This is a genomic window from Bradyrhizobium sp. (genome assembly GCF_030693485.1).
GTDB lineage: Bacteria > Pseudomonadota > Alphaproteobacteria > Rhizobiales > Xanthobacteraceae > Bradyrhizobium.
In genome coordinates, this window is the sequence record NZ_JAUYAN010000328.1 from 1 (window position 1) to 12,955 (window position 12,955).

General features: G+C 62.7%; 12 protein-coding genes. 2 read left to right on the top strand and 10 right to left on the bottom strand.

Going from position 1 to position 12,955, the window contains the following annotated elements; genetic code table 11:
- From Q8N40_RS24320 to Q8N40_RS24340, 5 genes are all read right to left on the bottom strand, one after another.
- Positions 1 to 1,260 (bottom strand): ABC transporter substrate-binding protein (locus Q8N40_RS24320; RefSeq protein WP_305713617.1); only part of this gene is annotated, 1,260 nt, incomplete at its 3' end.
- A 55-nt stretch (positions 1,261 to 1,315) separates the two neighbouring features.
- Positions 1,316 to 2,389, bottom strand: coding sequence for a branched-chain amino acid ABC transporter permease (locus tag Q8N40_RS24325; protein WP_305713618.1), 1,074 nt, complete (start codon positions 2,387 to 2,389; stop codon positions 1,316 to 1,318).
- Positions 2,390 to 2,394: 5 nt separating this feature from the next.
- On the bottom strand, positions 2,395 to 3,288 hold the full coding sequence (locus Q8N40_RS24330) for a branched-chain amino acid ABC transporter permease (protein ID WP_305319486.1): 894 nt from the start codon (positions 3,286 to 3,288) through the stop codon (positions 2,395 to 2,397).
- 238 nt (positions 3,289 to 3,526) lie between these two features.
- Entirely contained in the window at positions 3,527 to 5,458 is a 1,932-nt protein-coding gene (locus Q8N40_RS24335; protein WP_305713619.1) for a long-chain fatty acid--CoA ligase, read from the bottom strand.
- Positions 5,455 to 6,276 (bottom strand): ABC transporter ATP-binding protein, encoded by an 822-nt coding sequence (locus tag Q8N40_RS24340; protein ID WP_305319488.1) that lies wholly within the window; start codon positions 6,274 to 6,276, stop codon positions 5,455 to 5,457. Before Q8N40_RS24340 ends, Q8N40_RS24335 begins: the two co-directional genes overlap by 4 nt.
- 330 nt (positions 6,277 to 6,606) lie before the next feature.
- On the opposite strand from Q8N40_RS24340, the gene Q8N40_RS24345 reads away from it, so the two are divergent.
- A complete protein-coding gene (locus Q8N40_RS24345) occupies positions 6,607 to 7,281 on the top strand; it encodes a Crp/Fnr family transcriptional regulator (RefSeq protein WP_305319489.1) in 675 nt (224 codons plus the stop codon).
- Positions 7,282 to 7,352: 71 nt separating this feature from the next.
- On the opposite strand, the gene Q8N40_RS24350 is transcribed toward Q8N40_RS24345, so the two are convergent.
- From Q8N40_RS24350 to Q8N40_RS24370, 5 genes are all read right to left on the bottom strand, one after another.
- The gene (locus Q8N40_RS24350) at positions 7,353 to 8,048 is read right to left on the bottom strand and encodes an ABC transporter ATP-binding protein (RefSeq protein ID WP_305713620.1); all 696 of its coding nucleotides are present in this window, start codon (positions 8,046 to 8,048) and stop codon (positions 7,353 to 7,355) included.
- Entirely contained in the window at positions 8,048 to 8,797 is a 750-nt protein-coding gene (locus Q8N40_RS24355; protein ID WP_305713621.1) for an ABC transporter ATP-binding protein, read from the bottom strand. The genes Q8N40_RS24350 and Q8N40_RS24355 overlap by 1 nt, the downstream gene beginning before the upstream one ends.
- Complete coding sequence (locus Q8N40_RS24360) at positions 8,794 to 10,095, bottom strand: branched-chain amino acid ABC transporter permease (RefSeq protein ID WP_305713622.1); 1,302 nt, start codon at positions 10,093 to 10,095, stop codon at positions 8,794 to 8,796. Before Q8N40_RS24360 ends, Q8N40_RS24355 begins: the two co-directional genes overlap by 4 nt.
- The gene (locus tag Q8N40_RS24365; protein WP_305713623.1) at positions 10,092 to 11,039 is read right to left on the bottom strand and encodes a branched-chain amino acid ABC transporter permease; all 948 of its coding nucleotides are present in this window, start codon (positions 11,037 to 11,039) and stop codon (positions 10,092 to 10,094) included. The genes Q8N40_RS24360 and Q8N40_RS24365 overlap by 4 nt, the downstream gene beginning before the upstream one ends.
- A 72-nt stretch (positions 11,040 to 11,111) precedes the next feature.
- Positions 11,112 to 12,347 (bottom strand): branched-chain amino acid ABC transporter substrate-binding protein, encoded by a 1,236-nt coding sequence (locus tag Q8N40_RS24370; protein WP_305713624.1) that lies wholly within the window; start codon positions 12,345 to 12,347, stop codon positions 11,112 to 11,114.
- A gap of 314 nt (positions 12,348 to 12,661) precedes the next feature.
- Here Q8N40_RS24370 and Q8N40_RS24375 point away from each other — a divergent pair.
- Positions 12,662 to 12,955: GDP-mannose 4,6-dehydratase (locus Q8N40_RS24375; RefSeq protein ID WP_305713625.1), on the top strand; the 294-nt coding region annotated here is incomplete at its 3' end.

Below are 12,955 nucleotides of genomic sequence, written 5' to 3' on the forward strand. Positions count from 1 at the left end.
CTTGCGCGGCAGGTCGATGGTCTTCACCTTCTCGAGCTTGATGCCGCCGTTCTTGACGAGATCGTTGAGCGGCGCATCGGTCGCTCCCGTGATCTTCATGCGATACAGGTCGACCTTGAGCGTGCCGCGATGGTCCTTGTCGGTGAAGGTCGACGGATTGCAGACGCCGTCCGCACCAGCGGGTACCCAATCCTTCTTCTGGTAGAAGCCCTTCTTGACGTTCTCGCCGGTGGCGCCGCCGTTCTTGGCGGCCCATTCGACGGCTTCCCTCAAATAGAGCGCAGTGCAGACGCCGGCGATGTAGTGCACCGGGCGATAGGCGGTTCCGGCGGCATCGGACATCTTGGAGATTTCCAGCAAGGTCTTCATGCCGGGTGCGTTGCCGCCCCAGGCGACCGCGGTGCGCAGCGGAAACACCACGCCGTCGGCCGCAGCGCCGGCTGCCTTGGCGGCATTCTCGTCCATGCCCCAGACGTTGCCGAGGAACTGTACGTCGACGCCCGCGGCCTTGCAGGCGTTCAGGACCGAGATGTTCGAGCCCGCGGTGTTGCCGAGATAGGCGTAGTTGGCGCCGGAGCTCTTCAAGGTCAGGCACTGCGCGCTGTAGTCGCCGGGCGTCAGCGCGAACACGATCGGCGGCAGCAGGTCGAAGCCAAGTTCAGTCGCCATCGCTTCACCCGCCGCCTTGGGCGCGTTCGGATAGGGATGGTTGGCGCCCATGTGGACGTATTTCGGCTTGCCGGGCTTGCCCTTGGACTTCCAGTCCTCGGCGGCCCAGGTCAGCATGCCGCGAACCGCGTCGGAATAGCTCGGGCCGTAGAAGAAATTGTAGGGAGCGGGCTTGGCCTTGCCGCCGGCGCCGGTCGGATCGGAGAGCGCGGCGGCGTAAGACGCCGAGATGTCGGGGATCTTGTCCTCGGCGAGAAATCCGGTGAGGGCCTCGGTGTCGGCGGTGCCCCATCCGAGGATGGCGGCGACCTTGTCGGCGCCCGACCATTTCTTGTACTGGGCGATCGCGCGCGGCACCTGGTAGCCGTAGTCGACGGTATCGACGTTGACCTTGGCGCCGTTGATGCCGCCGTTCTTGTTGATCCAGGCATAGGTGTCGGCGACGCCCTGTCCGAACGGCGTTCCGACGTCCGAGGTCGGACCCGAATAGTCGGTCAGATGCCCGAGCGCGATCGGGGCCTGGGCGCTGGCCGCGGTGCTGCCGAGCAGCAGCGCAAGCGAGGCGGTGCTCAATAGGGTCTTCATGGTCATGGTATTTTCCTCCGGTCTTTTGTTGAGGTTTATTTTAGTCGGTCCCGTTCCAACCTCAATGCGAGAACGGGTAGAGTTTCCAGTAAGCCTTGATCTGCCGCCAGCGATGCGCGAGGCCGTCAGGCTCGAACACCAGAAAGATGATGATGATGATTCCGATCGCCATCTCGCGCAGGAACGCGATGTTGTTCTTGAGGCCGAGGAACTGGTCGATCGGGCTGTCGCGCAACGCGACGCTCAGCCATTCCATCGATTCCGGCAGCAGCACCATGAAGGCGGTGCCCATCAGCGTGCCCATGATCGAGCCGAGCCCGCCGATGATGATCATGGCGAGAAAGATGATCGAGCGGTCGATGCCGAAGCCTTCGTTGGAGACCACCTGGTTGTAATGCGCATAGAGCGCGCCGCCGACGCCGGCAAAGAAGGCGGCGAGACCGAACGACAGGGTGCGGTACTTGGTCAGGTTGATGCCCATGATCTCCGCCGACAGATAGTGATCGCGCACCGCGATCAGGGCGCGGCCGTCGCGCGAGCGGATCAGGTTGGTCACCAGCAGGTAGCAGACCACGACATAGGCGAGCACGACGTAGAAGTATTTCTTGTCGCCGCGCAGCGAATAGCCGAAGATCGAGAATGGCTCCGCGCTGGCTGGCACGCTGCCGCCGGTGAACCATTCGGCGCGGGCAAAGAAATCCAGCAGGATGTATTGCGCGGCCAGCGTCGCGATCGCGAGATAAAGCCCCTTGAGGCGCGCGGCGGGCAGGCCGAAGATCAACCCGACTGCCGCGGTGACGACACCCGCGAGCGGAATGCAGAAGAAAACCGGGATCGCGAACCGGTTGTTGAGATAGGCCGAGGTGAATGCCCCGAAGCCGAAAAAGGCCGCGTGGCCGATCGAAATCTGGCCGGTGAATCCGACCACGATATTGAGGCCGAGGGCGGCGATGCCGAAGATGCCGATCTGGATCAGGAGGCTCAGGCTGTATGCGCCAAGCACGTGCGGCGCAAAACAGATCAGCACGATGCCGGCGATCATCGCGTTGCGCCCGGTCCGGGTCGGGAACACGGTGGTATCTTCCGCATAGGAAGTGCGGAAATCGCCGGCGGGAATCAGGGTTGGGCCTGCCATGTTGTTTATACCCGCTCGATGTCTTTGGTGCCGAACAGGCCATAGGGCTTGATCATCAGGATGACGATCAAGGCGTAGAACGGTGCGATCTCGTACAGATTGCCCCAGTGCAGATATTCGCTGTCGAGGAAGTGCGCGAAGTTTTCCAGAAGGCCGATGATGATGCCGCCGAGCACCGCGCCGCCGACGCTGTCGAGCCCGCCGAGGATCGCTGCCGGAAACACCTTGATGCCGTAGAACGACAGACCCGCGGAAACCCCGTTGACCACGGCGACCACCACGCCCGCCACCGCCGACACCGTGGCCGAGATCGCCCAGGCCATCGCGAACACGTTCTTGACCGAAATGCCGAGCGATTGCGCGACCTGCTGGTTGAACGCGGTTGCGCGCATCGCGAGCCCGTATTTGGAGACACGGAAGAACCAGGCCATCCCGGCGATCATCGCCACCGAGACCGCAAGGCTCATCAGATAGACGGTCTGAACCTGCAGTCCCAGGATGTTGACATTCTGGGTGCCGAAGACGCGGGGAAACGGCTGGAGATTGACGCCGAACATCCATTTCATCAGCGCGGAGAGCACCGTGGACAGCGCGATCGTCACCATGATCACCGAGATGATCGGCTCGCCGATCAGGGGACGAAGGATGACCACCTGAATGGCAATGCCGAGCACGAACATGAAGACCAGCGTGATCGGCATGCCGATCCAGAACGGCACCTGGTATCTGGTCAACAGCGCCCAGCACACCCAGGCGCCGACCAGCAGCAATTCGCCCTGCGCGAAGTTCACCACCTGGGTCGCCTTGTAGATCAGCACGAACGACATCGCGACCACGCCATAAAGCGTGCCGACCACGAGGCCATTGACCAGAAGCTGGATCAGAAGCTGGGTGTTCATGCTGCTCGACAGACGTGAGTTGCGGGATTCTTCCCCTCTCCCCTTGTGGGAGAGGGTGGACGCGATGCGAAGCATCGCGGACGGGTGAGGGGTTGTCCCAACATGGCACCGTCTGCGACCAGACCCCTCACCCAACCGAGTCTGGATCGACTATCGGTGATGCCCTCTCCCACAAGGGGAGAGGGCGATGCGATTCGCACCGGTCGGTATCGGAGTTCGATGTAAATGCTTGCGTGCCTCATTCAGCGGCCTCCGCCACGGCCGCGTCGCGTCCGAGGTCGACCACCGCCAGCGTGGTGCGGATGCGCTGGGTGGTGCCGTCCTGGAAGCGGATCACGGTATCGACCGGGATGTCGCGCTTGCCGCCGTAGATCGCGTCGATGATACCGGCGTATTTCTCGTTGATGACGCTGCGGCGCACCTTGCGGGTGCGGGTCAGTTCGCCGTCGTCGGCGTCGAGTTCCTTGTAGAGCAGCAGGAAGCGGGAGATCCGCTGCGCCGGCGGCAGCGTGGCGTTGACGGTTTCGACTTCCTTGCGCAGCAGCGCGTAGACCTCGGGGCGCGAGGCGAGGTCGGTGTAGGTGGTGAACGAGATGCGCTTTTTCTCCGCCCATTTCGAGATGATGGAAAAGCGGATGCAGATCATCGCCGCCAGCGCATCGCGGCCGGCGCCCAGCACCACGGTCTCGGCGATGTAGGGCGAGAATTTCAGCTTGTTCTCGATATATTGCGGCGAGAACCGTTCGCCGCGCGCGGTTTCCGCCAGATCCTTGATGCGGTCGATCACCACCAGTTGCTTGTTGGGGTTGAAATAACCGGCATCGCCGGAATGCATCCAGCCATCCTCCATGTCGGCGGCGGAAGCTTCCGGGCTCTTGTAGTAGCCGAGGTACATGTTGGGGTGACGCACCACGATCTCGCCGACGCCGTGGATATCCGGATTGTCGATGCGGATCTCGATGTCGGCGGCCATCGGCACGCCCGTGGTGTCGGGATCGACCTGGCCAAACGGATGCAGGGTGTAGGCACCCAGCAACTCGGTCTGGCCGTAAAGTGTCCGCAGCGGCACGCCCATCGCCTGGAAGAATTTGAAAGTGTCGGGGCCGAGCGCCGCGCCGCCGGTCGCCGCCGAGCGCAGCCGGCTGAAGCCGAGGCGGTCGCGCAGCGCGCGGAACAGCACCATGTCCGCAAGCACCGAGCGCTTGTCTTGCGCCAGCGCCGCGAGGCCCGTCTTCATGCCGAGCTCGTAGAGGCTCTGCTTCAGCGGCGAAGAATCCATCACGCCGGCGCGGACGTCGGCGGCGATCGATTCCCATACCCGCGGGGCGAACAGCACGAAAGTCGGCGCGATCTCGCGGAAATCGTGCATCATGGTGTCGGGTTGCTCGACGAAGTTGACCTTCATCCGGCACAGCAGGCCTTTGCCGAGCACGTAGACCTGTTCCATGATCCACGGCAGCGGCAGCACCGAGACATATTCGTCGTCCGGCCCCTTCGGATCGAACGACAGGTAAGTGGCGCAGTGCCGCAGCACGCGGCCGGCGGCGAGCATCGCCAGTTTCGGATGCGCCGTGGTGCCGGAGGTGGTGCAGAGGATCGCGACGTCCTCGCCCCTGGTTTCGTCGACCAGCCTGTCGTAGAGACCGGGCTCACGGGCGGCGCGGGCGCGCCCCATCTCTGCAAGCTTGGCGGCTTCCAACAGGCGTGGGTCGTCATATTTCCGCATCCCGCGCGGGTCGGAATAGACGATATGCTGGAGTGCAGGCGCGCGGTCGGCCAGCGCCAGCAGCTTGTCGACCTGCTCTTCGTCTTCGGCGAACACCAGCCTGGCTTCGCCGTAGCTCAGGAGATAGGCGGCTTCCTCGTCCAGCACGTCGCGATAGAGACCAAGTGACATCGCGCCAATGGCGTGGGTGGCGATTTCCGCCGACACCCAGTCCGGCCGGTTGTCGCCGATGATGCCGATGACGTCACCGCGGCCGAGGCCGAGTTCGACCATGCCGAGCGCGAAATCGTGCACCCGGGCCTGATAGTCGTTCCATGTGAATACTTTCCAGAGTCCAAAATCCTTTTCGCGCAGCGCGATTTCGCCGCCATGCTCGCTGGCGTTGAGGCGCAGCAGTTTTGGATAGGTATCGGCTTGGGCGACGCGGCCGGCGTAATCCATCATGCCGCAGTCTCCGCTGACGCCGGCCTGTCGTCGGGATCGACCAGGACCTCGTCCTCTTCGCCGAGATAGGCGCGCTTGACATGCGGATCGGCCAGCACTGCCGCCGGATCGCCTTCGGCGATCTTGCGGCCGAAATCCAGCACCATGACACGGTGGGAAATATCCATCACCACGCCCATGTCGTGCTCGATCATCATGACGGTCATGCCGAACTCTTCATTGAGGTCGACGATGTAGCGCGCCATGTCCTCTTTTTCCTCGAAGTTCATGCCGGCCATCGGCTCGTCGAGCAGGATCAGTTGCGGCTCCAGCGCCATGGCGCGGGCGAGCTCGACCCGCTTGCGCAGGCCGTATGGCAGGGTGCCGGCAGTGGCCTTGCGCACCGACTGCAGGTCGAGGAAATCGATGATCTCCTCCACCTTGCGGCGATGCTCGAGTTCCTCGCGCCGCGCCCCGGTCAGCCAGTACAGCGATCCCGTGATGAAATTGTTCTTCAGCAGATGATGGCGGCCGACCATGATGTTGTCGAGCACGCTCATATGATGAAACAGCGCGAGGTTCTGGAAGGTGCGGCCGATGCCGAGCCGCGGCCGCGCGTTCGGATTGAGGGCGGTGATGTCCTGCCCGCGATAGAACAGCTGGCCCTCGGTCGGCTTGTAGCGGCCCGAAATGCAGTTGACGATCGAGGTCTTGCCGGCGCCGTTGGGGCCGATGATCGAGAACAGCTCGCCATCGTTCACGCCAAAACTGACCTCGGTAAGCGCACGCACGCCGCCGAAGCGCAGTGAAACCCCGCGCACTTCCAAAGCGTAATCCACTTGTTCCTCCGAGATACGGCGCTTGACGCGCTCTTTATCTGCCTTGCTCTGATCGAGCCGATCATACATGGGCCGTCATGGGTAAGCCATTCCAACCGCGGTAATGCCGCACCCTGTCCCCCCTGGTGTGCGGGCCGCGCTAAGTGATGGCTCTCAATAGGGCAAAGCGGTACTTTGAAATGTCTTGCGCCTGACAATTTCCAGGCAAATTTCGTCAGCGGCCATGATAGGCGTTTTGTTCCAGGGGAACGGAGCGGTGGTGGCGCCGGAATTGTTGTTGCGGCGCAGCATGGAAGTGATGCGACATCAGGGGGATGGTTCAACGCTACCATGATTGCAGCAGATAATTTGAAGCGCATCGCGGCCTGGTCGCGCGAATTGAACGAGCGGGAGACCGAGATCGCGCGCGCCGGCATCGTCGAAAAATCCTACCGCGCCAATGAGTTCATCTTCATGCGCGGCGATGTCTTCGATTACTGGACCGGCGTCGTCACCGGTCTTGCCCGCATGGGTATCGTGTCCCGGGGCGGCAAGGCCGCCAGTTTTGCCGGTCTGACCGCCGGCGCATGGTTTGGCGAGGGGACCGTGCTCAAGAAGGAGCCGAGGCGTTACGACGTGGTGGCGTTGCGGGATACCCGTCTGGCGATGATGGACCGCAGCACTTTCTTCTGGCTGTTCGAGAACAGCGTCGGGTTCAACCGTTTTCTGGTCAGGCAGCTCAACGAACGCCTTGGCCAGTTTATCGGGCTGCTCGAATATGGCCGGACGCTGGACGCCACCGCCCGGCTGGCGCGGTCGATCGCCTCGCTGTTCAATCCCATCCTCTATCCGGATCTCACGCTTCACCTGGAGATCACCCAGGAGGAAATCGGTGCGCTGTCCGGCATGAGCCGGCAGAACGCCAACCAGTGCCTGAAGCGGCTGGAGAGCCAGGGGCTGCTGCGGCTCGAATATGGCGGCGTTACCATCGTCGACCTGGAGCGATTGCGCCGCTACGGCGAGTAGCTGAAGTTACCGGACTGCGGCTTGCCGATGGCTGGGCCCGGGTTCCCCTCAATCCCGCAACCGGTTCCGGTTCAGACTTCCAGCCATTCCTTGCGAACGGCATCGTTGGCCTTGAGTTCGGCCGGCGTGCCCTCGAATACGATGCGGCCGTGGCCCATCACATAGACCCGATGCGAGATCCGCATGGCGATCGAGAGTTTCTGTTCCACCAGCAGGATGGCGACGCCGCGGCGGGCGATCTCGGAGATGAGATCGCCGACCTGCTGCACGATGATGGGGGCCAGCCCCTCGGTGGGCTCGTCGATCATGACGAGTTCGGGATCCCCCATCAGCGTCCGGCAGATCGTCAGCATCTGTTTCTCGCCGCCCGACAGCACGCCGGCCGCGGTATCGGCACGGGCGGCGAGATTGGGAAACATCTCCAGCATGTCTTCGAGCCGCCACTTGCCGGCGCGACTGGTATCCTTGATGCCCAGCATCAGGTTTTGCCGCACCGTCAGGCCGGGAAAGATATCGCGATGTTCGGGTACGTAGCCCAGCCCGAGATGCGCGATCCGGTAGCTCGGCAGGCCCGCGATATCGGTGCCCTTGAACTTGATGGTGCCCTGCGGCGGCACCTCGCCCATGATCGCCTTGACAGTGGTGGAGCGGCCGACACCGTTGCGGCCGAGCAGGCTGACCACTTCGCCGGCATCGATACGCATATCGACGCCCTGCAGGATGTGGCTCTTGCCGTAATAGGCGTGCAGATCGCTGACCTCCAGCATCAGGCGACCTCCTCGCCGAGATAGGCTTCCCGGACCTTGGGATTGCCGCGAATCTCTTCCGGCGTGCCGGAGGCGATGATCTGGCCATAGACCAGCACCGAAATGCGGTCGGCGAGGCCGAACACCACGCTCATGTCGTGCTCGACGATCAGCAGCGTGCAGCCCTCCGTCAGACGGCGGATCAGTTCCACCGCGCGTTCGGTCTCGGCGTGGCTCATGCCGGCGGTCGGCTCATCGAGCAGAATGACATTGGCGCCGCCGGCCACGGTGATGCCGATCTCGAGCGCGCGCTGCTCGGCGTAGGTCAGAAGACCGGCCGGCACGTCGCGCCGGGCCGTCAGGTTGATGTCGCTGAGGATCCGGGCGGTCCGCTCGCGAACTTCCGGCAAACTGTCGATGTTCTTCCAGAATGTATAGCGGTAGCCGGCGGCCCACAGCACGGCGCAGCGCAGGTTTTCCCACACGCTCATATTGGCGAACACGTTGGTGACCTGGAAGCTGCGCGACAGCCCGCGGCGGTTGATCTGGTAGGGCGGCAGGCCGGACACCACCTCGTCGCGCAGCAGGATGCTGCCGGTCGACGGCACCATGTAGCCGCTGATCAGATTGAACAGCGTCGACTTGCCGGCGCCGTTCGGTCCGATCAAGGCGTGGCGCTCGCCCTGCGCCACCGTCAGGCTGACGTTGCGGATTACCGAGGTGATGCCGAAGTTCTTCTCGACGGCGCGCAATTCGATGGCGGTGCTCATGCGACGGCTCCCTTCTCGCGGGCGCTGCCGGTTGCCTCGTCCCAGGCATGTCCGACCCTCGTCCAGGTCTTGCGCGCCAGCCAGTAGCCGCCGATCAGCAGGACCGCCGACAGCGCCCAGAGGTAGCGGTTCGCCGCATCGAAGGGGACGCCAAACGCCTTGATGTGGGAATCGTCGCCGGAATGGACGGCATGAAACACGATTATTTCGGTCGCCAGGATGAGGCCGACGAGCATGGCGAGCGTCGGCACGAAAGCGATCAGATAGCTGGGCAGCACCCTGCCGAACGTGCCGGCCTTCAGCAGCGGACGATGCATCATCAACAGCCCGGTGATGCCACCCGGCGCGAACAGCACCACGGCGATGAAGATCAGCCCGAAATACAGCTGCCACACCTGCGTCAGATCGCTGAGGCCGAGCGAGAGGAACGTGACGAAGATAGCGCCCACGATCGGCCCGATGAAAAAACCGATGCCGCCGATATAGGCAGCGAACAGCACCGTTCCCGACTGCACGGCGCCGAGATAGGCCGAATTGGCGATTTCGAAGTTGATGGCCGCGAGCGCGCCGGCGATACCGGCAAAGAAACCGGAAAAGCAGAACGCGAGGTAACGCACGACATGCGGATCGTAGCCGACGAACTGCACCCGCTCCGGATTGTCGCGCACCGCATTGCACATCCGCCCGAGCGGCGTGCGGGTGAGGGCGTACATTGCGATGACCGCCAGCAGCGTCCATGCCGCGACCAGGTAATAGATCTGGATTTGCGGCCCAAAACTCCAGTCGAACAGCCGGAACACCTTGGTGCGGTTGGCGGAGATGCCGGCTTCGCCGCCGAAGAATGTCCGCAGGATCAGGGCCGAGGAGGCGATCAGTTCGGCGACGCCGAGCGAGATCATTGCGAAGGCCGTGCCGCTGCGCTGGGTCGAGACCCAGCCGAGCAACACCGCGAACAATAATCCGGTCACCCCACCGATCAGCGGCACCAGCGGCAGCGGGATCGGCAGCTTGTTGGCGCCGATGATGTTGATGGCGTGAATCACCAGGAAGCCGCCGAGGCCGTAATACACGGCATGACCGAACGACAGCATGCCGGTCTGGCCCAGCAGGATGTTGTAGGACAGCGCGAAGATGATCGAGATGCCGATCAGGCTGAACGTGGTGAGCGATCCGCCGGAGCTGAACATTTTCGGCAGCAACAGCAGAACGATCGCCGCCGCAATCCACAACCCATAGAATTTGAGTTTCTCGGCGGCGGCCGGGGCGGGAGGTGCCGCGCTTGATGTCGTCTCGGTCATGTGTCGCGTGTCCCGAGCAGGCCCATGGGACGGAAGATCAGGATCAGGACCAGCAATACGTAGGGCATGATCGGCGCGATCTGGGCGATCGTCACGTTCCAGATATCGGCGAGCCAGGTCGCCGCATAATCGGGGCTGAGCGGGCCGAAGGCGCCGGACAATGAGCCGTTCATCGAGACCGCAAAGGTCTGCACCAGGCCGATCAGCAGCGAGGCGACGAAGGCGCCGGGCAGCGAACCCAGTCCGCCGACCACCACCACGACGAACAGGATCGGTCCGAGCAATCCGGCCATGTTGGCTTGCGTCACCAGCGCGGGGCCGGCGATGACGCCGGCGACGGCGGCCAGTGCGGTGCCGACGCCGAACACCAGCCTGAAGATCCGTCCGACATTGTGGCCGAGATGGCCGACCATGTGCGGATGGGTCAGCGCCGCCTGTACGATCAGGCCGATCCGCGTCTTCTTGAGCGTGATCAGCAAAGCGGCGAAGATCACGATCGAGACCAGCAGCATGAACATCTTGTAGGCGGGGTAATTGGTCGAGAAGATCGTGAACGCCGGGAAATCCAGCGACGGCGGGATGCGGAAATCAACCGGGCTCTTGCCCCAGATGATCTGCACGACTTCCTCGATCGCGAAGGCGAGGCCGAAGGTGAACAGCAGCTCGGCGACATGGCCGTTCTTGTGGACGCGACGCAGGCCATAGCGCTCGACGGCGGCGCCGATCGCGCCCGCCAGCAATGGCGCGATCACCAGGGCGGGCCAGAAACCGAACCACCGGCTGATCTGAAATCCGAAGAATGCGCCGAGCATGTAGAAACTGGCATGCGCGAAGTTGAGCACGCCGAGCATGCTGAAGATGACGGTGAGCCCGCTCGCCATCAGGAACAGCAGCATGCCGAACAGCACACCGTTCAGCGTGGAGATGACGATCAATTCAAGCACGGCGCACCGCCTGGGGAACTGGGGACGCGTCCGCCCCGAGGGTTCGGGGCGGACGGGTTACGTGCGAAATGTCTACTTCGGACGTTCCATCTTGCAGGTGGTCGGCAGCATGGTCTGGGCCGGCTCGATCTTGGCGATGAGCTTCCAGCCCCAGCCGGTCTTTTCCTCGTCGAACGGTTCCTTTTCGCTGCGCTCGCCGAGCGAGGAAATATAGATCGGCTGGAAGAACTGATGATCGTCCTTGCGCATGTTGCCCTTGCCGCCGTTGAAAACGTCGAATTCCATGCCTTCGAGTGCGAGCGCGACCTTGACCGGATCGATCGACTTGGCCTTGTCGGCGGCTGCCGCCAGCATGCGCATCTGGTTGACGGCGCGGGGGTAGAACAGGCTGAAGTCGTATTTGGCGCGCAGTGCTTTCTCGAACTCCTGCGACGGCTTGTTGTCGAGGTTCGGAATGCCTTCGCCGACCTGGAATACCTGATGGTTCAGGTTGGCCTGCTTGATCGCGGTCGGACCGCCGGTGCCGCCGGCATAATAGGTATACCAGTTCAACTTCAAGCCGGCGTCCGCCGAAGCCTTCAGCAGCAGCGCGAAATCCTGGCCCCAGTTGCCGGTCACCACGGTATCGGCGCCCGATGCCTTGATCTTGGCGATGTAGGGCGCGAAATCGGTGATTTTCAGCAGCGGATGCAGTTCGTCACCGACGATCTTGATGTCCGGCCGCTTGGCGCCGAGCATGGCCTTGGCGGCGGTTCGGACGGACTGGCCGAACGAGTAATCCTGGTTGATCAGATAGACGTTCTTGATGGCGGGCGCGGTCTTCATGTAGTTGGTGAGCGCCTCCATCTTGATGTCGGAGTTGGCATCCCAGCGGAAATGCCAGAAGTTGCACTTCTCATTGGTCAGGACCGGATCGACCGCGGCATAGTTGAAGTACAGGACTTCCTTGCCGGGATTGCGCTCGTTGTATTTTGAAACGAAATCGGTCAGCGCGCCGGCAACCGACGAACCGTTGCCCTGGGTCAGGATCCGGATTCCTTGATCGATGGCCTTCTGGGCCTGGATCAGGCTTTCCTGCGGATTGGTCTTGTTGTCGAAAGCCACGATCTCGACCTTCTTGCCGAGAACACCGCCCTTGGCGTTCAACTCCTCGGCGAGGAACTGGAACGTCTTCAGGCCGATTTCGCCGATGCTGGCGCCGCCGCCCGACAACGGGTCGATATAGGCGATCTTGACCGTTTCCTGCGCGATCGCGGCCGTGCCGAACACCGGCAGTGCGATGGCCGCAGCCATGATGAGTTTACGCATGTGCTTCTCCCTGTATTGGCTTTTCTTGGGTCTTGCCCGGACTGGATACCGGAATAGCTGGATTCCAGTCATTCGGCATTAGTCCTCACGTAAGTCGATTGTGGTCCAAGGCTCCGCCACCCGCAAGGGCGGTGACACATGGCTGGTCCGGCCTCGCCGGGGAAAATTTGCTTGGGTGAAGGGGGGCATGATAGGGGTTTGGCCGTCCGGCTGGCGTCCCTGGGGACCGAAGTTACCGGCCGGTCCAGCGCAATGTTTGGTGGTGTGTCGTCGTCTGGCTGCTCCCGAGCAGTCCCGGCGGTGTTGGAGAAGACATGACGGTTCAGAATTCGAAGCGGCGCGTTGCGCTGATTACCGGCATCACGGGTCAGGACGGCGCCTATCTCGCCGAATATCTGCTCGGCCTCGGCTACACGGTGCACGGCATCAAGCGGCGATCGTCCTCGTTCAACACCGCGCGCATCGACCACCTTTACGAAGATCCGCACACCGGCAACGTTCCGTTCCTGCTGCACTACGGCGACATGACGGATTCGACCAATCTGATCCGGCTGATGCAGCAGATACGGCCGACCGAGATCTATAATCTGGCGGCCCAAAGCCATGTC